Source organism: Pseudomonas sp. SL4(2022) (genome assembly GCF_026625725.1).
GTDB lineage: Bacteria > Pseudomonadota > Gammaproteobacteria > Pseudomonadales > Pseudomonadaceae > Aquipseudomonas.
The window spans coordinates 2,184,933-2,206,836 of the sequence record NZ_CP113060.1; the positions used below are offsets into that span (position 1 = coordinate 2,184,933).

14 protein-coding genes and 1 riboswitch are annotated in these 21,904 nt (G+C 60.5%); of the genes, 6 read left to right on the forward strand and 8 right to left on the reverse strand.

Going from position 1 to position 21,904, the window contains the following annotated elements:
• Window positions 1-3: 3 nt before the first annotated feature.
• From OU997_RS10420 to OU997_RS10435, 4 genes are read left to right on the forward strand one after another with little or no spacing between them, the layout of a single operon-like run.
• Entirely contained in the window at window positions 4-861 is an 858-nt protein-coding gene (locus OU997_RS10420; protein ID WP_267809888.1) for a protein-glutamate O-methyltransferase, read from the forward strand.
• A gap of 33 nt (window positions 862-894) precedes the next feature.
• Window positions 895-8,286 carry an Hpt domain-containing protein gene (locus OU997_RS10425; RefSeq protein WP_267809889.1) on the forward strand — a complete coding sequence of 2,464 codons (7,392 nt, stop codon included), beginning with the start codon at window positions 895-897 and terminating at the stop codon, window positions 8,284-8,286.
• Window positions 8,279-9,298 carry a chemotaxis protein CheB gene (locus tag OU997_RS10430; RefSeq protein WP_108485949.1) on the forward strand — a complete coding sequence of 340 codons (1,020 nt, stop codon included), beginning with the start codon at window positions 8,279-8,281 and terminating at the stop codon, window positions 9,296-9,298. Before OU997_RS10425 ends, OU997_RS10430 begins: the two co-directional genes overlap by 8 nt.
• 30 nt (window positions 9,299-9,328) lie before the next feature.
• Window positions 9,329-9,799 carry a chemotaxis protein CheW gene (locus tag OU997_RS10435; protein ID WP_108485948.1) on the forward strand — a complete coding sequence of 157 codons (471 nt, stop codon included), beginning with the start codon at window positions 9,329-9,331 and terminating at the stop codon, window positions 9,797-9,799.
• A 192-nt stretch (window positions 9,800-9,991) separates the two neighbouring features.
• Here OU997_RS10435 and OU997_RS10440 read toward each other — a convergent pair whose 3' ends face one another.
• Both OU997_RS10440 and OU997_RS10445 read right to left on the reverse strand, forming a co-directional pair.
• A complete protein-coding gene (locus OU997_RS10440; RefSeq protein WP_108485947.1) occupies window positions 9,992-10,711 on the reverse strand; it encodes a 16S rRNA (uracil(1498)-N(3))-methyltransferase in 720 nt (239 codons plus the stop codon).
• 146 nt (window positions 10,712-10,857) lie between these two features.
• Window positions 10,858-12,264 (reverse strand): adenosylmethionine--8-amino-7-oxononanoate transaminase, encoded by a 1,407-nt coding sequence (locus OU997_RS10445; RefSeq protein ID WP_108485946.1) that lies wholly within the window; start codon window positions 12,262-12,264, stop codon window positions 10,858-10,860.
• A gap of 304 nt (window positions 12,265-12,568) precedes the next feature.
• On the opposite strand from OU997_RS10445, the gene OU997_RS10450 reads away from it, so the two are divergent.
• Both OU997_RS10450 and OU997_RS10455 read left to right on the forward strand, forming a co-directional pair.
• The gene (locus OU997_RS10450; RefSeq protein ID WP_108485945.1) at window positions 12,569-13,114 is read left to right on the forward strand and encodes a cytochrome b; all 546 of its coding nucleotides are present in this window, start codon (window positions 12,569-12,571) and stop codon (window positions 13,112-13,114) included.
• 60 nt (window positions 13,115-13,174) lie between these two features.
• On the forward strand, window positions 13,175-13,753 hold the full coding sequence (locus OU997_RS10455; RefSeq protein ID WP_090250063.1) for a YceI family protein: 579 nt from the start codon (window positions 13,175-13,177) through the stop codon (window positions 13,751-13,753).
• Window positions 13,754-13,841: 88 nt separating this feature from the next.
• On the opposite strand, the gene OU997_RS10460 is transcribed toward OU997_RS10455, so the two are convergent.
• From OU997_RS10460 to OU997_RS10485, 6 genes are all read right to left on the reverse strand, one after another.
• Window positions 13,842-15,701, reverse strand: coding sequence for a DEAD/DEAH box helicase (locus OU997_RS10460; RefSeq protein ID WP_267809834.1), 1,860 nt, complete (start codon window positions 15,699-15,701; stop codon window positions 13,842-13,844).
• A gap of 153 nt (window positions 15,702-15,854) precedes the next feature.
• A complete protein-coding gene (locus OU997_RS10465; RefSeq protein ID WP_158271544.1) occupies window positions 15,855-16,628 on the reverse strand; it encodes a substrate-binding periplasmic protein in 774 nt (257 codons plus the stop codon).
• 91 nt (window positions 16,629-16,719) lie between these two features.
• Window positions 16,720-18,093, reverse strand: a complete 1,374-nt coding sequence (gene ppnN, locus OU997_RS10470) for a nucleotide 5'-monophosphate nucleosidase PpnN (RefSeq protein ID WP_108485942.1) — start codon at window positions 18,091-18,093, stop codon at window positions 16,720-16,722.
• Between the two features lie 186 nt (window positions 18,094-18,279).
• Window positions 18,280-19,125, reverse strand: a complete 846-nt coding sequence (gene metF / locus OU997_RS10475; protein ID WP_108485940.1) for a methylenetetrahydrofolate reductase [NAD(P)H] — start codon at window positions 19,123-19,125, stop codon at window positions 18,280-18,282.
• 99 nt (window positions 19,126-19,224) lie between these two features.
• Window positions 19,225-20,619 carry an adenosylhomocysteinase gene (gene ahcY / locus OU997_RS10480; RefSeq protein ID WP_267809835.1) on the reverse strand — a complete coding sequence of 465 codons (1,395 nt, stop codon included), beginning with the start codon at window positions 20,617-20,619 and terminating at the stop codon, window positions 19,225-19,227.
• 22 nt (window positions 20,620-20,641) lie between these two features.
• Window positions 20,642-20,735, reverse strand: a riboswitch (S-adenosyl-L-homocysteine riboswitch).
• Window positions 20,736-20,828: 93 nt separating this feature from the next.
• Window positions 20,829-21,899 (reverse strand): protein-glutamate methylesterase/protein-glutamine glutaminase, encoded by a 1,071-nt coding sequence (locus OU997_RS10485; protein WP_108485938.1) that lies wholly within the window; start codon window positions 21,897-21,899, stop codon window positions 20,829-20,831.
• Between the last annotated feature and the right edge of the window lie 5 nt (window positions 21,900-21,904).

Below are 21,904 nucleotides of genomic sequence, written 5' to 3' on the forward strand. Positions count from 1 at the left end.
GACATGCAGTCAGGCGTCTGGGCCTTGCAGCCTCTGGCGGACATGACAGCCACGGAGTTTCGTGACTGGCAGACGCTGCTTGAGGAGCGTACCGGGGTCGTTCTCAATGAACGGCGACGGGCGTTTTTGCAGACCAATCTGAGTGCGCGTATGCGCGAGCTGGGCGTTATGGACTACGCCACGTATTACCGGCAAGTCACTGATGGTCCTCGCGGTGCGGTGGAATGGTCGACCCTGCTGGATCGGCTGACTGTGCAGGAAACCCGTTTCTTTCGTCATCGTCCTTCCTTTGAAGTGCTCGAAAGCTATTTGCGTGAGCGTTTGCAGCTGGGCGTGACGCAGCCATGGGAGCTTTGGAGTGTTGGCTGTGCCAGCGGCGAAGAGCCTTATTCGCTGGCCATCAGCGCGGCTGAAGTGTTGCGTGAAAGTGAACACCCGGATCATTTCGGGGTAACAGGCACTGACATCAGCCTGAATGCCCTGAGCAAGGCGCGCGATGGTCAATATGGTGCGCGCCGTCTGGAGCAGTTGGATGCCGATCTGTGCCAGCGCTATTTTCTGGCCCAGGACGATGGACGTTTCAAAGTGGTGCCGAATCTGGCCGCGCGCGTGTGTTGCGCCCGGCTCAATGTGCTGGAACTGGCCAAGGCACCGATGTCCGGAATGGACGTTATTTTCTGTCAGAACTTGTTGATCTATTTTCGTCGCTGGCGCCGCCGCGAGATCCTCAACCGCCTGGCCGAGCGCCTGGTGCCTGGGGGGTTGCTGGTGGTGGGAGTGGGCGAAGTAGCAGGTTGGCAGCATCCGGAGTTGCTCCCGGTAGCCGACGAGCGAGTGCTGGCGTTTACCCGCAAGGGCTAAGGCAGAAGAGCCAAGTTTATGAGTGGAGTGGCTATGGGTGATCGGCACGATTATGTCGCCCTGGAATGGGTTAAGGGCGAGATCGCGGAAACCCTGAAGCAGGCGCGTCAGGCGCTGGAGGCGTTCGTCGAGAACCCCCAGGACGCTACGCGCATGCGTTTCTGCCAGACCTATGTGCATCAGGTGCTGGGCACCCTGCAGATGGTCGAGTTTTTCGGCGCAGCGCTGCTGGCTGAGGAAATGGAGCAGCTGGCCGGCGCGCTGATTGACGGCCGCGTGACCAACCAGGGCGAAGCCCTGGAAGTGCTGATGCAGTCGATTCTGCAGCTGCCGGTGTACCTTGACCGTATCCAGACTGCCCGCCGCGACCTGCCGATGGTCGTGCTGCCTCTGCTCAATGACCTGCGCGCTGCGCGTGGGGAAAAACTGCTTTCGGAAACCAGCCTGTTCGCCCCGGATATGTCCGGGCGTACCCCGGCACTGCCTAACGAGTCGATTGACCAGTTGCGCACTGCTGAGTTACCGGTACTGTTGCGCAAACTGCGGCAGATGCTGCAGATGGCACTGGTTGGGGTGATTCGCAACCAGGATCTGCCCACCAACCTGGGTTACATGGCGCGGGTATTCGCACGCCTGGAAAACCTGTGCAAGGATTCGCCGCTGGGTTCGCTCTGGCAGATCGCCTCGGGAGTGGTCGAAGGGCTGGCTAACGGCAGTGTGGCCAACGGGTCCTCGATTCGTACCCTGCTGCGTCAGGTCGATAAAGAGCTCAAGCGCTTGCTTGAGCAGGGCGCCGATGGCCTTAACCAGTCTGCCCCTGATGAATTGAGCAAGAACCTGCTGTTCTATGTGGCCAAGTCTTCGGCGCAGTCGCCGCGTGTGCGCACCCTGCGTGAGCAGTACCGACTCGACGATGCCCTGCCGGACAATGACGTGGTCGACGAGGAGCGCGCCCGCCTGGCCGGTCCGGATCGTGATGCCATGCGTTCGGTGGTTGCCGCGTTGTGCGAAGAGTTGGTGCGAGTCAAAGACAGCCTTGATCTGTTTGTGCGCAGCGACCGTACTCAGGTCACGGATCTTGACGCGCTGGCCGCACCGCTCAAGCAGATTGCTGACACCCTCGCGGTGCTGGGTTTCGGTCAGCCGCGCAAAGTCATTGTCGACCAGCTTGATGTAGTCAACGGCTTGGCCAAGGGCCAGGGCGAACCGAGCGATGCGGTTCTGATGGATGTCGCTGGGGCGCTGTTGTATGTCGAAGCCACCCTGGCCGGTATGGTCGGTCCTGCCCAAGAGGGTCACCGGGCGGAAAGCCACTTGCCGACCACTGATGTGGCACAGATTCACCAGCTGGTTATCAAAGAGGCGCGCAATGGGCTCGAGCAGGCCAAAGACGCGATCATCGAATTCATTGCCTCGCAGTGGAACCATGAGCATCTGGCCCGCGTTCCCGACCTGCTGACCCAGGTGCGTGGCGGTCTGGCGATGATTCCGCTGCAGCGTGCCGCCGACCTGCTCAACGCCTGCAACCGCTATATTCAGGAACAGCTGTTGGCGCGCAAGGCTGTGCCAAACTGGCAGAGTCTCGACACTCTGGCGGACGCCATCACCAGCGTCGAGTATTACCTTGAGCGTCTGGCCGAGGATCATGCGGCCCAGGGCGATCTGATTCTCGATGTGGCCGAAGAAAGCCTGGAAAGCCTGGGTTACCCGCTAAAGGAAAAACCTTCGATTCTCGACCGCGTTGAGCCGCAAGTGCAGTCCTTCGCGCCATTGGCCGACCCGCTGGATGATCTTGAAGTACTCAGTGCCGAGCCTGAGGTGGTCGACGAGCCAACGCCGCAAACCGTCGACGAACCGCTGAGTTTGGAGCTGGCTGATGATTTCAGTGCCGAGTTTGCGGATCTGGAGTCAACCGCGATTGAGGCTCCGCGCAGCGAGTCCGAGTGGTCGGCTGATAGCGTCGCGGCTGATCTTGAACTGATCGACTTCAGTCGTGATCTGGTCGAGGCCGAGCCTCTGCCGTTGCCGGACACCGCGCAGGAACAAGCGCAAGCCACTGAAGAACTGGCGTTCGATAGCCTGGAGCTGGACGCCGCTGACAGTCCGAGTAACTGGGGTGAAGCCGAGTTTGCGGCCCTTGAACTACCCGAAATTGAGCTGCCCAGCGCTTCGCTGAACGAAGAATCTACGCAATCGGTTGCCGAGAAAGCCCTGTCGATGGCCGATGTCATGGCCGCTCCGGTGCAGGCGATCAACCCACCGGCTCACGATGTGCCGCCCAGCCTGCTGCCACCGCCGGCCGACGAAGAACCGGTCGATGACGAATTGCTGGAAGTCTTTATCGAAGAAGTCGGTGAAGTGCTGGAAACCATTGGTGAGTACTTCCCGCAGTGGTGCGCCGATACCGACAACAAGGACGCTCTGGCCGAAATTCGCCGTGCTTTCCACACCCTCAAGGGCAGCGGTCGCATGGTGCGTGCGCTGGTGATCGGTGAGCTGGGCTGGGCAATTGAGAATCTGCTCAACCGTGTGCTTGACCGCAGCATCACCCCGGGTACCGAGGTGCAGCAGGTAATCGCCGACGTGGTCGCTCTGATGCCGGCCTTGGTCGATGAATTTGCCAACAAGGCTCAGCGGCAGCGCGACGATGTCGACCTGCTGGCGGCGACGGCGCATGCACTGGCCAAAGGTCGAACCCTCCCAAAACCTGAAGCCCCGGTGGAGCTGGTAGCTGAGCCCGTGGGCAGCCCCGCTGCTACCACCGAAGCTGTTGTCGCCACTGTTGTTGAAGACTGCGCTCAGGATGGCCTGGACCCGCAGTTGCTGGAAATCTTCCGCAACGAGGCGGAAATGCATCTGGATACCCTAGTGGGTTTCCTCGCTGATTGTGCCCAGGAACTGCCGCAACAGGTTACCGATGATCTGCAGCGTGCTCTGCACACCCTCAAGGGCAGTGCTTCGATGGCCGGCATTCAGCCGGTGGCGGAAATCGCCTCGCCGCTGGAAAAACTAGTCAAGGAATTCAAGACCAACCTGATCCCGATGGACTTGGCCGAAGCCGAACTGCTGAGTAGCGCTGAAAAGCTGTTCCGCCTGGGTCTTGACCAGCTGGAAACCCATCCATTGGCAGCTTTGCCGGGAGCCAGCGAGTTTCTTGAGCGCGTGCAGAAACTGCACAACGACCGTCTGGAACATGCAGAAAACAGTCGTCAGAGCGAGCCAGGTGAAAAGCGCGACCCGCAGATGATCAGCATCTTCCTGGCCGAAGGCATGGACATCCTGCTGGACGCCGAAGACCTGCTGCGCAAGTGGCGCGAACACCCCTCCGAGCGGCAGGAACTCAGCTCGCTTTTGGAGGAGCTGACCACCCTTGGCCGCGGTGCCGAGATGGCTGATCTGCCACAGATTGATGAGCTGTGCGAAGCGCTGCTGGACCTCTATGGCGCTGTTGAAGAAGGCAGTCTGGCCGTCAGCGAGCGCTTCTTCAGTGAAGCCGAGCAGGCTCACGAAGCCCTGATCGGCATGATGGATCAGGTCGCTGCTGCGTTGCAGGTCAGCGCGGCGCCTGAACGCGTCATGGCACTGCGTAGTCTTCTGGATGAGGCTTTAGATCCCAATACCTTGGCGCTGCTGTCCCGCGACGGTGACTCCGGTATCGAGATCGTTGAACTGGCCGACGCCACGGCAGCCCTAGAAAGCCTAAGCCTGTCTGAGCCACAAGAGCCGGCAGCGCAGACGTTTGACGTCTCTGTTGAAGAAGAACAGCCGGCCCCGCTCGCAGAAGTGATTGATCCTGCCGAGGAACCTGCAGCGGCTTCGCTCTATGAGTCACTGGACGAGGAAATGGTGGCGATCTTCCTTGAAGAAGCCGTCGATATTCTCGACAGCGCCGGGCAGGCGCTTGAGCGCTGGCTGGCTGACCCGGAAAACAAGGCAGCGCTGTCGTCCCTGCAGCGTGATCTGCATACGCTCAAGGGGGGCGCGCGCATGGCCGAGATTCGCCCGATTGGCGATCTTGCCCATGAACTTGAGTCCCTTTATGAGGGGTTGGTTGATCGTCGCTACAGTTTCTCGCCTGCCCTGGCGGGGCTGTTGCAGCAGAGCCACGATCAACTGGCGCAGTTGCTGGAGCAACTGCAGGCGCGTGATGTCATGCGTTCGCCTGAACAATTGATCGAGGCCATCCGCAGCTTCCGTCAGAGTGGCGGGCAAAGCTTACCCGTTACCCCGATTGTGCCCGAGCCTGCCGCCGAAGCCGAAGCCGAAGCCGAAGCCGAAGCACTGCCTGAGTTGGAAACAGTCGATTTTCTAGATCTTGAGCAGCCTGAGTTGCCGGCCGTCGAAGAAGAAATCGATTTCGGCATTCTGGCAGAGGCCGCACCGGTTGCCATTGAGAGCGACGTAGTCGACGAACCGTCGTTAGACATCGAGGCATTCGAGCTGCCAGCCATTGAGCTGGATGAGCAACCTTTGGCGCCCGAGTTGGCTGTGCCGGTCGAATGGCATGACACTCCGCTTGCAGAGCCAGAGCCAGAGCCAGAGCCAGAGCCAGAGCCAGAGCCAGAGCCGGTTTCCACCATGGCGGCGGCGCAGGTGCTGGACGACGAACGTGACCCTGAACTGGTGGAAATCTTCCTTGAGGAAGGTTTCGACATTATCGACAGCGCCGGTGCAGCCTTGCAGCGCTGGATGGATGACGTCGACAACAGTCTGGAGCTGGAATCACTGCAGCGCGACCTGCACACCCTCAAGGGTGGTGCACGGATGGCCGAGATTCGAGAAATTGGTGACCTGGCCCACGAACTGGAGTTTCTCTACGAAGGGCTTGGTCAGGGTCGTCTGCGAGCCAGTCAGGACCTGTTTACTCTGTTGCAAAGTTGCCACGACAGCCTGGCCGAGATGCTTGAAGCGGTGCGCGACAAGCGTGCAGTACCCAATGGCGAGGCGCTGATCGAAACCATCAAACGCTTTCGCGCCAACCCGAACGAGCAGTTGAGCATACCGTCTTCGGTGGCTCTCAAGGCGGCCGAATCCGAGCAGGATGATGACGCCGAATCAGACATTCTCGACATTTTCCTCGAAGAGGGTGACGACCTGCTGGAGGCCATGGAGGAAGCCATCGGCCGTTGGGAGGCAGACCGTGAAGACGGCAGCAGCATCGATGAAATGCTGCGTATCCTGCATACCCTCAAAGGCGGTGCTCGGCTGGCCGGGCAGAAACGCCTGGGCGACCTGACCCACAGCCTTGAGCAGCACCTGACCGAGGCGCAGGCTCAGGGCGCGCCTTGGCCGCAAAGCCTGTTTGTCGACGTGCAGTCGGGGTTCGAAGGCTTGCAACAAGAGCTTGATGCCCTGCGTCAGCGCCTGAATGACAGCCTGGTAGCCGATAGCATTACTGCACCTGGCGCGGCTCTAACGGACGAGCCGCAGGCACGCCTGCCCGAGTTGGTCACACCGATTGTGGCGGCCAGCACGATGCCGGCGCAGGAGCTGGTGGCCAAGGTGCTGCCGTTCGTCCGTCGTGCTGAAGAAGCTGCGCAGGAAGCTGCGTCGCGGCGTGCGCCGCAGGAACTGGTCAAGGTACCGGCCGAGTTGCTCGAAGGCCTGGTCAACCTGGCGGGTGAAACCTCGATTTTCCGCGGCCGTGTCGAGCAACAGGTCAGTGACTTCGGTTTCACCTTGAGTGAGATGGAGGCCACCATCGACCGTGTACGCGATCAGTTGCGCCGCCTCGACACCGAAACCCAGGCGCAGATCCTCAGCCGTATCCAGGCTGAGGCCGAGCGTGTGGGTTATGAGGACTTCGACCCACTGGAAATGGACCGTCACTCGCAGCTGCAGCAGCTTTCACGTGCACTCTTCGAGTCCGCCTCCGACTTGCTCGACCTGAAAGAAACCCTGGCCGCGCGTAACCGCGATGCAGAAACCCTGCTGCTGCAACAGGCACGGGTCAACTCTGAACTGCAGGAAGGTCTGATGCGCACCCGCATGGTGCCGTTCGACCGCCTGGTACCTCGTCTGCGCCGTATCGTGCGGCAGATTTCCGGCGAGCTGGGCAAGCAGGTCGAGTTCCTCGTCGGCAATGCCGAGGGGGAGATGGATCGTACGGTTCTCGAACGCATCGTCGCGCCGCTGGAGCATATGCTGCGTAATGCCGTCGACCATGGTATTGAGGCTGCCGGCGTTCGCCGGGCAGCCGGTAAACCGGAACAGGGTACCATTCGTTTGACGCTGGGCCGTGAGGGCGGCGATATCGTCCTGACCCTGGCCGACGACGGTGGTGGTATTCGTCTGGATGCGGTGAAACGCAAAGCCATCGAACGCGGCTTGATGGACGCTGATGCCGATCTGACCGACTACGAAGTGCTGCAATTTATTCTCGAAGCGGGTTTCTCCACCGCCGAGAAGGTCACGCAGATTTCCGGGCGTGGCGTCGGCATGGACGTGGTTCACTCTGAAGTCAAACAGCTGGGCGGTTCGATGAGCATCGAGTCGCTGCCCGGCACCGGCACCACCTTCACCATTCGCCTGCCATTCACCGTGTCGGTCAACCGTGCGCTGATGGTGCTGTCGGGTGAAGACCTCTACGCCATTCCGCTGAACACCATCGAAGGTATCGTGCGGGTGTCGCCGTACGAATTGGAAGCCTATTACGCCCCCGATGCGCCGCGCTTCGAGTACGCCGGGCAGAGCTATGAGTTGCGTTACCTGGGTGATCTGCTGAATAACGGTCAACAGCCCAAGCTGGTGGGCCAGAGCCTGCCGTTGCCGGTGATTCTGGTGCGCTCCAAGGAGCACGCCGTGGCCGTGCAGGTCGACTCCCTGGCCGGTTCGAGGGAAATCGTGGTGAAGAGCCTCGGTCCGCAGTTCGCTGGCGTACATGGAATTTCCGGTGCAACCATCCTCGGTGACGGCCGCGTAGTGGTCATTCTTGACCTGCTGGCGACCATTCGAGTGCTGCATGCGCATCTGCTGACCCAGTTGCAACCGCGTCAGCTCAAGCAATCAGCCAGCGCCGCCGAGATCGAGGCCGATCGCCCAACCCTGGTCATGGTGGTCGACGACTCGGTCACTGTGCGCAAGGTCACCAGCCGCCTGCTGGAGCGAAACGGCATGAACGTATTGACGGCCAAGGACGGTGTGGATGCCATTTCCCAGCTGCAGGAGCGCAAGCCCGACATCATGCTGCTGGACATCGAAATGCCACGTATGGACGGTTTCGAAGTGGCCACTCTGGTGCGCCACGACGAAGGCCTGAAAGACCTGCCGATCATCATGATCACCTCGCGTACCGGTGAGAAACACCGTGAGCGAGCCATGAGCATCGGTGTCAATGAGTACCTCGGTAAGCCTTATCAGGAGTCCTTGTTGCTTGAAACCATCCAGCAATTGGTGGGCCGCCACCCGGTAAACCGCAATGAGTGAGAAAACTGCAGCCCGCATTGCGGTGATCGCTGACACCTCCCTGCAGCGCCATGTGTTGCAGCAGGCCTTGACTGGCAGCGGCTATCAGGTGGTGATGAACAGTGATCCGGCGCGCCTCGACCAGGACACCCTGAGCGCCTGCGAAACCGATCTGTGGCTGGTGGACCTGGCGCAGTCGGAAGACTCGCCGCTGGTCGACAGCCTGCTGGAGAGTGCCTCGGCCCCAGTGCTGTTTGGCGAAGGCCACGCCCCGGAGCGCCATTCGGAAAACTATCCGCGCTGGGAGCGCCGCCTGTTCGGTAAGTTGAAAAAGCTGGTCGGCGATCCATCGCAGGCTGTTGGTCCGAGCCTGGAAGCCTTGTTGGCAGAAGCGCAACGACCTTCGCGTCTGGACCTGCCGGCTGCGCTGGCGGACACCCCGCTGGTTGCCGGTGAACCGGCGCGCCAGGTGTGGTTGCTGGCGGCCTCTCTGGGCGGCCCAGCTGCCGTAAAAGCCTTTCTCGATGCCTTGCCGGGCGGTCTGCCGGTGGGCTTTGTCTATGCCCAGCATATTGATGCGAGTTTCGAGAGTGCACTGCCGCAAGCGGTGGGCCGCCACAGCCAGTGGCATGTGAATCCGGCGCGGCATGGCGACGCGGTGCGTTGCGGTGAAGTGGTGGTTGTGCCTATCAGCCATGAGCTTGGCTTCAGCGATGACGGCCAGATGCAGATATCCGAGCGCGGCTGGCCAGAACCCTACAGTCCATCGATCGACCAGATGATGCTCAACCTGGCTCAGCATTTTGCTGCCATGAGTGGGGTAATTGCCTTCAGCGGCATGGGCAGTGATGGCAGTGCCGCTGCCGCCTATGTACGCCGTCAGGGCGGTTTGATCTGGACTCAACGTGCCGACAGTTGCGTCTGTCCAAGTATGCCGGACAGCCTGCGTGAAGGTGGTTACAGCAGCCATAGCGGTGACCCGCGTGAGCTGGCCGAGGCGTTGGTCAATCACCTGGCCGAGCAGTGCCGATAATCCGGGCTGAGCCCTGAACAGGAAATTTTCATGAGCCAAGCCGTCGCCAACCAGAACAGCGCCAACAGCCTGACCGGCCTGTTAATGCCGCTGACTGACCGTACTCTGCTGCTGCCTAACGTCGCAGTAGCCGAGCTGATTCCCTATCGCGCGCCACAGGTCAGTGAAGGCCTGCCCAGTTGGTTCCTCGGGCAGATTGCCTGGCGCGATTTACGCCTGCCGCTGCTGTCGTTCGAAGCGGCATCGGATGGCCAGGTCAGCGTTAGCCCCGGCTCGCGCGTGGCGGTGATCAACGCCCTCGGCGGTCGCCCGGCGGTGAAGTTTATTGCTGTGCTGGTGCAAGGTATTCCGCGTTCGATCAAGGTTGGTGACGAGTTGGTACGAGCCGATGTTGCCCTGGCACCGCTGGAGCTGGATGCGGTGCAGTTTGGTGAAACCGTGCTGAAAATTCCGGACCTGATCGGCCTGGAGCAAAAACTGGCAGATGCCGGCTTGATCTGACCGAAAGGCAAACAAAAAGCCCGCATATGCGGGCTTTTTTATGACTAGAGCTAAGAGCCTTTATACGCTCTCGCGAGCGAGAGTCCTGCAAGGCCAAAACGGCGAGGAAGCGGAGTGTACTTTTGTACATGAGCATTCCGAGCCGGTTTTTAACGCAGCAGGGCCGACGCGCAGCAGATCGTAGGACGGCTCTTAGAAATCGCCCCACAGCTGTTGCGCGACGCTTAACGCCACCACCGGCGCGGTCTCCGTACGCAGCACCCGTGGGCCGAGGCGGGCCGCATGGAAACCCTGGGCTTTCGCCTGGTTCACTTCGTTGTCGCTCAGGCCGCCTTCCGGGCCGATCAGAAAGGCCAGCGATTGAGGCTGCGGGTGAATGGCCCAGGGTTCAGCGACCGGGTGCAGCACCAGCTTGAGATCGGCCGATACCTGCGTCAGCCAGTCTGCAAGGCTGATGGGCGGATGAATGATCGGCAGCACCGAGCGGCCGCATTGTTCACAGGCGCTGATTGCCACCTGGCGCCAGTGCGCCATGCGCTTGTCGGCGCGTTCATCCTTGAGGCGCACTTCACAGCGCTCGCTGACAATCAGGCTGATTTCATTGGCACCCAGCTCGGTGGCTTTCTGAATCGCCCAGTCCATGCGCTCGCCACGTGACAGGCCCTGGCCCAGATGAACATGCAAGGGTGATTCGCTCTGGCCGGCAAAGGCTTCGCGTAACTCGACGCGCACGCTTTTCTTGCCCACCTCGATCAGCTCACCCTGGTATTCCTGGCCGCTGCCATCGAACAATTGCACCGCATCGCCTACGGCATGCCGCAGCACACGGCCGATATAGTGGGCCTGGGCTTCGGGCAATTCGTGCTGGCCGAGGGAGAGGGGGGCATCGATAAAGAAACGGGATAGGCGCATAAGACGTGAACCTAGGGTAAAGGCGCGAATTCTAGCTGTAGGGTGCGCCGTGCGCATTGAGATCTGTAGGGTGGATGATGCTCTTTTCATCTACCAGGCGGCAGCAGTGGTGGGTGGGTAAAGCGCCATCCACCCTACGGTTGTGTTTAGCCCGGATCGCGAAAGCCCGGGTAGTTGGCATTGCCTTGTGCCACGCTGACCGAACTGCGGGTGGCGATGTCGATGCCTTCGCTGGCCACTTCAGCGAGGAAGTCGATCTGCCCGGGGGTGATCACGTACGGCGGCAGGAAATACACCACGCTGCCCAGTGGTCGCAGCAAGGCACCACGTTTCAGAGCATGCTGGAACACCTTGAGACCGCGACGTTCCTGCCAGGGGTAGGCGGTTTTGCTGGCCTTGTCCTGCACCATCTCGATGGCCAGAGCCATACCGGTTTGGCGTACCTCGGCGACATGCGGGTGGTCGGCCAGGTGCGCAGTGGCGCTGGCCATCCGCGTGGCTAACGCCTTGTTGGCCTCAATCACATTGTCCTGCTCAAAGATATCCAGGGTCGCCAGGGCGGCGGCGCAGGCCAGCGGATTGCCGGTATAGCTGTGCGAATGGAGGAAGGCGCGCAGGGTCGAGTAGTCGTCGTAGAACGCCTGGTACACCTCGTGGGTGGTCAGGCAGGCGGCCAGTGGCAGATAGCCGCCGGTGAGTGCTTTGGACAGGCAGAGGAAATCCGGGCGGATGCCGGCCTGTTCACAGGCGAACATCGTCCCGGTGCGGCCGAAGCCGACGGCAATCTCGTCATGAATCAGGTGCACTCCATAGCGGTCGCAGGCTTCGCGCAGCAGCTTGAGGTAGATCGGGTGGTACATGCGCATGCCGCCGGCGCCCTGGACCAGCGGCTCGACAATTACCGCCGCGACTTCATGGCCATGCTCGGCCAGGGTCTGTTCCATGGCGGTGAACATGTTGCGTGAGTGTGCTTCCCAGCTCATACCCTCGGGGCGGTGATAGCAATCCGGGCTGGGCACCTTGATGGTGTCGAGCAACAGTGTCTTGTAGGTGTCGGTAAACAGCGCGACATCGCCTACCGACATCGCCGCGATGGTTTCGCCGTGGTAGCTGTTGGAGAGGGTGACGAAGCGCTTCTTCGCCGGTTTGCCGACGTTGAGCCAGTAGTGAAAGCTCATTTTCAGTGCGACTTCGATGCAGGATGAGCCGTTGTCAGCGTAGAACACCCGGTCCAGGCCGGCGGGCGTTATTTTGACCAAACGTTCGGACAGTTCGATCACCGGTTGATGGCTGAAACCGGCGAGGATCACGTGCTCCAGCTGATCGACCTGATCCTTGATGCGCTGATTGATCCGCGGGTTGGCGTGGCCAAACACATTCACCCACCAGGAGCTTACGGCGTCGAGGTAGCGCTTGCCGTCGAAGTCCTCAAGCCAGACGCCTTCGCCGCGTTTGATTGGCACCAGCGGCAGTTGTTCGTGGTCCTTCATTTGCGTGCAGGGGTGCCAGAGCACCTTCAGGTCACGCTGCATCCACTGGTCATTCAGGCTCATCGCTCTACGTCTTCCTGGGCTCGCAATCATCTGCGCCAAGCCTATCAGAAGCATTGCCGTGGATGGACGGCACAATCCTAAACGATGACTCGGGTCGCCCGTTGGTCCGCTCTATTCTGCCTTCTGTAGCCCGTGCGCTGAACTTTGCAGTGTGCCGCTAGACTAACCGTGCTGAATGGAAGCATTAAGGCTACACATCGTATTTCTCGATATTTCAAAGCGAAAAATTCCGCTTTTAGTCGATAGGTTTGTTGCTAGTCTTGTCCCACTCGCAGTTCTAGTCCTTCTCTCCGGAAAGTGTGTAATGCAATGGCGCAATAGTTCTTCTCACTACGGGCTGGTCAGCATCTTTATGCACTGGCTGGTGGCGGTGGCCGTGTTCGGCCTGTTTGGTCTGGGTTACTGGATGGTCGGCCTGGACTACTACAGCAGCTGGCGTCAGACCGCGCCGGACCTGCACAAAAGTATCGGCCTGGTGCTGTTTGCGGTGATGCTCGGGCGGGTGCTGTGGCGCTGGTTTAGTCCGCCGCCGGCGAGTTTGCCGAACCATGGGCGGATGACCCGCCTGGCCAGCAAGCTGGGTCACAGCTTTCTCTACCTGGGGTTGTTTGTACTGATGATTTCCGGCTACCTGATTTCTACGGCAGACGGTCGCGGCATCCCTGTATTCGGCTTGTTTGAAGTACCGGCCAGCCTGACCAGCATTCCTGATCAGGAAGATGTCGCTGGGTTGGTGCATGAATATCTGGCGTGGGCGCTGGTGATCTTCGCCGGTGTGCATGGCCTGGCTGCGCTGAAACACCACTTTATTGATCGCGACCGTACGCTTACGCGGATGTTCGGTCGCTAGTTTCTTTTACTGTTTCCGGGGCTGGACTGACCCCATCCAACACTCACAAGGAGCATGCCCATGTTAAAGAAAACCCTCGTAGCCCTTGCACTTGGTGGCGCATTGATCGGCGCTGGTCAGGCGATGGCAGCTGATTACGCCATTGACAAGCAAGGCCAACACGCCTTCGTCAATTTCAAGATCAGCCATCTGGGCTACAGCTGGTTGTACGGTACGTTCAAGGACTTCGATGGCAGCTTCAGCTTCGATGCCGCCAAGCCGCAGGACAGCAAGGTCAATGTCACCCTGAATACCACCAGCGTCGACACCAACCACGCTGAGCGCGACAAGCACATCCGCAGCGGTGATTTCCTCAACGTCAGCAAGCACCCAACGGCGACCTTCGCGTCAACGTCGGTCAAATCCACCGGTGAAGGCACTGCCGACATTACCGGCGACCTCACCCTCAACGGCGTGACCAAGCCGGTGGTGATTGCCGCCAAGTTCATTGGCGAAGGCAAGGACCCATGGGGCGGCTACCGTGCTGGCTTCGAGGGTAGCACCAAGTTGAAGCTGAAAGACTTCGACATCCAGAAAGACCTGGGCCCAGCTTCTCAGGACGTTGAGCTGATCATCTCGGTGGAAGGCGTACGCAAGTAAGCCTGCCTGGCGGTACATGACCCGCCTGTTTAGACCTGCCAACAAAAACGCCGCCCAATGGGCGGCGTTTTTGTGTGCGGCTAGCTGACTATGACTCTTCGCGGTTACGCGTCAGCAGGGCAGGTTTTTCCCCGCGTGGGCGGGCGCTGGCCAATTCGTCGAGCTGCTCCGGCGTCGGGAAACGGTCCAGGCGCGAGCCCTTGTGTACGATCAGCGGCTGCTTGTCGCGCGGACTTTTAACCGCAGCTTCCTGGCGTGGCAGCTCATCGCGGTTCAGCGAGGTGGTGCGGGTGTCGCGCGGCGGACGCGCCCGGCCGGAGCCATTGCGACCTTGACCGCCCTGGCCGCCGGAGCCTGAACCCTGACGACGGCCTTGACCGCCAGCATTGGCGCCACCGCTATTGCTACGCGGCGGTTTGGCTGGGCGTGCGCCCTGACCGACTCCATTGCTGGCGCTCGGACCGGAAGCAGGCGCGCCGGTCCGCCGGCCACGGTTCTGTTGCTTGTTCTGGTTCGGGCTTACGTAGTCGGCCCGGTTGCCGAAGTTGTCGATTTCATCGTCGCGGAACTCGTCCGGCGCGCGGTCCGGAGGCAACGCAGGCACGGCCGGTGCAGCGGCGCGAGCCGAGCCGCGAGGCTGCTGCGAGCGGCCACCCTGCGGCTTGCGGTTATTGTCGCGACCGTTGTCCTTGCCCTTATCTTTGCGCCCGCCGCCATGGCGTTCGCCTTCCGGCTTGGCACCGCGCGGTTGGCGCGGCTTCTGCGGCTCGCGCACTTCCGGACGCTCAGCCTCGACGGTGCTGGCATCGAAGCCCATCAGATCGCCATCCGGGATCTTCTGCTTGGTCATGCGCTCGATGCCTTTGAGCAGCTTCTCTTCGTCCGGTGCGACCAGCGAGATTGCTTCGCCGCTACGGCCGGCACGTCCGGTACGGCCGATACGGTGCACGTAGTCTTCTTCAACGTTGGGCAACTCGAAGTTGACCACGTGCGGCAGTTGGTCGATATCCAGGCCGCGCGCGGCAATATCGGTGGCCACCAGAATGCGTACATTGCCCGCTTTGAAGTCAGCCAGGGCTTTGGTGCGGGCGTTTTGGCTCTTGTTGCCGTGGATGGCTACAGCCGGCAGGCCGTGCTTGTCCAGGTATTCGGCCAAACGGTTGGCGCCGTGTTTGGTGCGGGTGAAGACCAGTACCTGCTCCCAGGCGCCCTGGGTGATCAGGTGGGCGAGTAGTGCGCGCTTGTGGTTGGCCTGCAGGCGGAATACGCGTTGTTCGATGCGCTCGACCGTGGTATTCGGCGGCGTCACTTCGATGCGTTCCGGGTTGTGCAGCAGCTTGCCGGCCAGGTCGGTGATGTCCTTGGAGAAGGTCGCCGAGAACAGCAGGTTCTGGCGTTGTGCGGGCAGTTTGGCCAGGACCTTCTTTACATCATGGATAAAACCCATGTCGAGCATGCGGTCGGCTTCGTCGAGTACGAGGATTTCCACGTGGGAGAGGTCGATGGCGCGCTGGTTGGCCAGATCGAGCAGTCGGCCAGGACAGGCCACTAGCACGTCGACACCCTTGGCCAGGGCCTGGACCTGCGGGTTCATGCCAACGCCGCCGAAGATGCAGGCGCTGACGAATTTCAAATCACGGGCATACAGCTTGAAGCTGTCATGCACTTGGGCGGCCAGTTCGCGGGTCGGTGTGAGCACCAGTACGCGCGGTTGCTTCGGGCCGTGGCGTTGTTCGCGATCCGGGTGACCATTAGGGAACAGTCGCTCAAGAATCGGCAGGGCAAAACCGCCCGTCTTACCTGTACCCGTCTGGGCCGCCACCATCAGGTCGCGACCTTGCAACGCGGCGGGGATGGCCCGCTGTTGCACCGGAGTGGGTTGGGTGTAGCCGGCATCTTCTACTGCACGGACTAAAGCCTCGGAGAGACCGAGGGAGGCAAAGGACATGTGTAATCCTGTCTAGTGAGGGCGCAGCCCTATGGGGTGTATTGCCTGGCTTGAATCACGCTTGGGGGGCGTGATCCCGTCCGGTACTACTGGCCTCTGGGGGCTAGCATCCGGGCGCAAGCCTGGCGGGAAGGCCCGAGTATAACAGAGCCGCTAGTCTGCGCGAGTGTCGGTCTGCTCGGCGGTCTGCGTGGGTATATCTTGGTGATAACGGCGCAGGATGGCGGCGTATTCAGGAGTCTGTTTAACCCGGCGCAATTCTGTCTCGAATCTGGGTACCAGCGCGGCCACTGCTGGGCGGCGGTTGAAGGCGGCATACACTCTGTCGCTATAGAGCGGTTGCGGGCTGTAGGCAATGTCCTCCTGCACGCCCATGTTTTTCGCCGTGAACAGGCCAACGGCGCGATCGGTGATCACCAGGTCGATGCGGCCCAGCAACAATTTGCCGACGTTGGCATCCAGGGTTGGTGCGTCTTCGCGAATAAAGTGTGTGCCCTTGACGAAGGTTTCGTGGCTGTAGGCATAGCCAGGCTCTGTGCCGACACGCAGGCCGGTCAGGTCATCCACCGAATTAATGGTGTAAGGGCGAGCGCGTGCATGAAACAGAACCATGGCACTTTCGGCCATGGGTTCGCTGGGGAAGATCATGGTCTTGGCGCGCTCGTCGCTGTAAAAGGCGTCGAGGAGAATATCCAGCTTGCCATCGGCCATTTTGCGCAAGCAGCGCCGCCAGGGCTCCAGGGTGATGTCGTAGCTGATGCCTAGGTTAGTCAGCACCAGATGCAGCAGGTCGGCATCAATACCGCGCACTTGGCCCTCTTCCAGCAAGGTATAGGGCGGCCACTCATTGGTGCAGACCTTGAGGGGTTGGGCGTAGCTGATGCCACTCAGGCAAAGCAGAAATACCAGTGCATACAATCTACCCATGGTGGGTGACCTCACTACAGTGAATGCAGGTGCCTGCATTCACTGTAGCGGATCTTTGCAGCACTTGGCTGACTTGTGGGCTTCGATTGGCTCAGGTGACTAGTTTGTAGCAGGGTACATAGGCGCTGTTACCCGGCAGTTTCATACGGTGCTGATCAACGAAAGCCTGCAGCAGTCGATCCAGCTGCAGCATGATTTCTCGCTCGCCGCTGATTTCATAAGGTCCGTGTTGCTCGATCAGGCGGATGCCCTTGTCTTTGACGTTGCCCGAGACAATCCCGGAGAACGCCCGCCGCAGGTTGGCAGCCAGTTCGTGCACCGGTTGCGCGCGGGTCAGCTTGAGACTGGCCATGTTGGTGTGGGTCGGCTCGAACGGGTGCTGGAAGCTCTCGTCGATTTTCAGCAGCCAGTTGAAGTGAAAGGCGTCGTTGTGTTCGCGGCGGAACTGTTTCACCGCCTTGATCCCCGCGGCCATTTCCCGGGCGACCTGCTCCGGGTCGTTGATGATGATGCGGTAGCGCTGCTGGGCGGCTTCACCCAAAGTCGCGCCGATAAAGGCATGCAGCTGCTCCAGGTAGGCGGCGGCGCTGCGTGGCCCGGTCATGATCAGCGGGAAGGGGATGTTCTGGTTATCCGGGTGCATGAGGATGCCGAGGAAATACAGCAGCTCCTCGGCCGTGCCCGCGCCGCCGGGGAAGATGATGATGCCGTGTCCGACGCGGACGAACGCCTCCAGGCGTTTCTCGATGTCCGGCAGGATCACCAGCTCGTTAACGATTGGGTTGGGCGCTTCGGCGGCGATGATCCCGGGCTCTGTCAGGCCCAGGTAGCGGCCGTGCACGTTGCGCTGTTTGGCGTGGGAAATGGTCGCGCCTTTCATCGGCCCCTTCATTACGCCGGGGCCGCAGCCGGTGCAGATATCCAGGCCGCGCAGGCCCAGTTCGTGGCCGACTTTCTTGGTGTATTTGTATTCTTCGGTGCTGATCGAATGGCCGCCCCAGCACACCACAATCTTCGGCTCGACGCCGGCACGCAGGGTATGGGCGTTGCGCAGCAGGTGGAAGACGTAATCGGTGATGCCTTGAGAGCTGCCAAAATCGATGCGCTGATTTTCCAGTTCGCTCTGCGTGTAGACGATGTCGCGTAGAGCGCTGAACAGCATTTCGCGGGTGCTGGCGATCATCTCGCCATCGACAAAGGCATCCGCCGGGGCGTTGAACAGCTCCAGGCGGATGCCGCGGTCTTGCTGCAGGATATTGATCTCGAAGTCTGGGTAGGCTTCCAGAATGGTCTTGGCGTTATCGCTGTGCGATCCGGTGTTGAGGATGGCCAAGGCGCATTGGCGGAACAGCGCATAGACGCTGCCGGAACCGGTTTCGCGCAGTTGTTGCACTTCACGCTGCGAGAGGGTTTCCAGGCTGCCTTTGGGGGTGACTGAGGCATTGATGGTTTTTCTGCTGACCATTGAGCAACTCCATGGAGGTCTTGAGCTTCAAGCTATGCAGGGTTGACCTTGAGGTCAAGTCGGTGTGGGTGATGAGTCACAGCAGGATATGTCTGAGGCAGCCGACTTGGGGGAAGTCACAAACTGTGGTGTGTCGCGGGATAACGTCCATGGCACGTGCAATGGCCATGGACGCGGTATCGCCCCTCAGCGTGGCAGCTTGAGGTTGTTCCAGATCGCCAGGCTCGGTTCAGCTTGGTTCATGCTGTAGAAGTGCAGGCCTGGGGCGCCGCCTTGCAGCAGGCGCTCGCACATTTCAGTGATGACCTGCTCGCCATACGCCTGGATGCTGTCGGTGTCGTCACCGTAGGCTTCCAGTTGTTTGCGCACCCAGCGCGGGATTTCCGCACCGCAGGCGTCGGAGAAGCGCGCCAGCTTGCTGTAGTTGGTGATCGGCATGATGCCCGGTACCACTGGAATATCCACACCCAGCTTGCGCACACGGTCGACAAAGTAGAAGTAGCAGTCGGCGTTGAAGAAGTACTGGGTAATCGCGCTGTCCGCGCCAGCTTTGGCCTTGCGCACGAAGTTGGCGATGTCATCTTCGAAGTTGCGTGCCTGCGGGTGCATTTCCGGGTAGGCGGCCACTTCGATATGGAAGTGATCACCTGTTTCTGCGCGGATAAAGCTGACCAGCTCGTTGGCATAACGCAACTCGCCGCTGGCCATGCCCATACCCGACGGCAGGTCGCCACGCAGCGCAACAATGCGCTTGATCCCTGCGTTCTTGTACAGGGTCAGCAGCTCGCGCAGCTCGGCCTTGCTGTCGCCCACACAGGACAGGTGCGGCGCAGCCGGTACCTTGATCTCGCCGTCGAGTTGCAACACGGTATTGAGTGTACGGTCGCGGGTGGAGCCACCGGCACCGTAGGTGCAGGAGAAGAAATCGGGTTTGTAGGTGGCCAGTTGGCGTGCCACGTTCATCAGTTTTTCGTGCCCGGCTTCGGTCTTGGTGGGGAAGAACTCGAAGCTGTAACGGCGTTCTTGGCTCATAGGGTGTCTTGCCTTGGATACGTAAGGTGGAGGGCGTTGTTCCATCCACCTTGCGGGAAGTCGACGGTGGATAAGCCAGAGGCTTATCCACCCTACGCATTAGTAGCGATAAGCGTGTGGCTTGAACGGGCCTTCCTGCGGCACGCCGATGTATTCGGCTTGCTTGCTGGTCAGTTGGGTCACCACACCGCCGAAGCCTTTGACCATTTCCAGGGCCACTTCTTCGTCAAGCTTCTTGGGCAGCACTTCCACGGTGAGACGCTCGGCTTTCTGGGCGGGCGACAGGTCAGCGTACTTCTGGCCGAACAGGAAGATCTGCGCCAGCACCTGGTTGGCGAAAGAGCCATCCATGATTCGGCTCGGGTGGCCGGTGGCGTTGCCCAGGTTCACCAGACGGCCTTCGGCCAGCAGGATCAGGTAGTCATCGTTGTGCGGGTCGAAGCTGCCGCTGCCGGTGCGGTGGATCTTGTGCACTTGTGGCTTCACTTCTTCCCATGCCCAGTTCTTGCGCATGAAAGCGGTATCGATCTCGTTGTCGAAGTGACCGATGTTGCACACCACAGCGCGCTTTTTCAGGGCCTTGAGCATGTTGGCGTCGCAGACATTGACGTTACCGGTGGTGGTCACCAGCAGGTCAATTTTGCTCAGCAGGGCGGTGTCGATGCTGGCCTCGGTGCCATCGTTGATGCCGCCTTTGAACGGCGAAACCACTTCGTAGCCGTCCATGCAGGCCTGCATGGCGCAGATCGGGTCCACTTCGGTCACGCGTACGATCATGCCTTCCTGACGCAGCGACTGTGCCGAGCCCTTGCCCACGTCGCCGTAGCCGATGACCAGCGCCTGCTTGCCGGACAGCAGGTGGTCGGTGCCGCGCTTGATCGCGTCGCTCAGGCTGTGACGGCAGCCGTACTTGTTGTCGTTCTTGCTCTTGGTCACCGAGTCGTTGACGTTGATCGCCGGGATTTTCAGCTCGCCCTTGGCCAGCATGTCCAGCAGGCGGTGAACGCCGGTGGTGGTCTCTTCGGTAACGCCGTGGATGCGCTCAAGCATCTGCGGGTATTTCTTGTGGAGGATCTCGGTCAGGTCGCCGCCGTCGTCGAGGATCATGTTGGCATCCCAAGGCTTACCGTCCTTGAGGATGGTCTGTTCGATGCACCACTCGTACTCTTCTTCGGTCTCGCCCTTCCAGGCGAATACTGGGATACCGGCAGCGGCGATGGCAGCAGCAGCCTGATCCTGAGTCGAGAAGATGTTGCATGACGACCAGCGTACTTCGGCGCCTAGTGCAGTCAAGGTTTCGATCAGCACGGCGGTCTGGATGGTCATGTGGATGCAGCCGATGATCTTCGCGCCTTTCAGCGGCTGTTCGCCCGCATATTTGCGGCGCAGACCCATCAGGGCTGGCATTTCAGATTCGGCGATGATGGTTTCGCGACGGCCCCAGGCAGCCAGGGAAATGTCCGCGACTTTGTAATCGGTAAAAGCGGCGCTCATAAAAAGCTCTCCATTCGTTGTCTGCGAATGGGCGCCGTTGATGCGTATGGTTAACGCCCCATCCGAGCCTGACAAATCTCCGGTAGCCAGAGTTTGCTGCAGCGCCCCTCGGACAGGTGGCGGGAGCGACCGGAGCGGTGCCGGTTGCGTAAAGCGGATGTGATTATAGCCATGCTGGGCGATTAGCCAAAGGCTTTCCGTTGGGCGGTCTATACGCGGTTGCCGCCGCCGCGCAACTTGACCTGCTGAATCAGGTTCTCGGCCATTTTGCTCAAGGCCAGGATGTCCTCGGCCGCGCCCAACAGCATGGCCTCGCGCGGCATGCCATAGACCACACTGCTGGTTTCGTCCTGCGCAGCGGTGTAGCCACCTGCCTCGCGAATGCATTTGAGCCCCAGTGCACCGTCCTTGCCCATGCCGGTGAGCAGCACCGCCAGGGCATTTCGGCCGGCCGATTGCGCCACCGATTCAAACATTGGGTCCACCGCAGGGCGATGGCGATGCACCTGCGGGCCCTGTGACAGGCGCGTCACGTAGTTGGCACCGCTGCGCTCAACCAACAAATGATGGTCGCCCGGCGCCACAAAGGCGTGACCCGGCAGAATGCGTTCGCCGCCTTGGGCTTCAATCACGTGCAAACGGCTGAGTCTGTTCAGACGATCGGCGAAGGTGCGGGTAAAGCCGGGGGGCATGTGCTGTGTGATCACGATGCCTGGGCTATCAGCCGGCATGTCGAGCAACACATCTTTGATCGCTTCTGTGCCGCCGGTTGAGGCACCAATGGCAATGATTTTTTCGGTGCCGACGATTGGGGCCCGCGCGGATGACGGGGCTTTCTCGCGGCTGCTGGCGGGTTCTGCGGCCGCGCGAGGCTTATGCAGACGTGCGCGGCTGGCCGCTTTGATCTTGTCGCGGATATCGTCTGCATACGCCTCCATGCCTTCGCGGATACCGAGTTTGGGCTTGGCGATAAAGTCCACCGCCCCCAGCTCCATGGCCCGAAACGTGGCCTCTGAGCCGCCTTCGGTCAACGAAGAAATCATGATCACCGGGGTTGGCCGCGCGTGCATGAGTTTTTCCAGAAAGCTCAAGCCATCCATGCGCGGCATTTCAATGTCCAGGGTAATCACATCTGGGTTGAACTGTTTGACCAGGTCGCGCGCGACAAAGGCATCAGGTGCCTGACCAATCATCAGCAATTCGGGGTCTTGCTGAATGATTTCCTTGAGCACAGCGCGAATCAGTGCAGAGTCGTCGACAACCAGAACCTTGATCGGCATGAGTA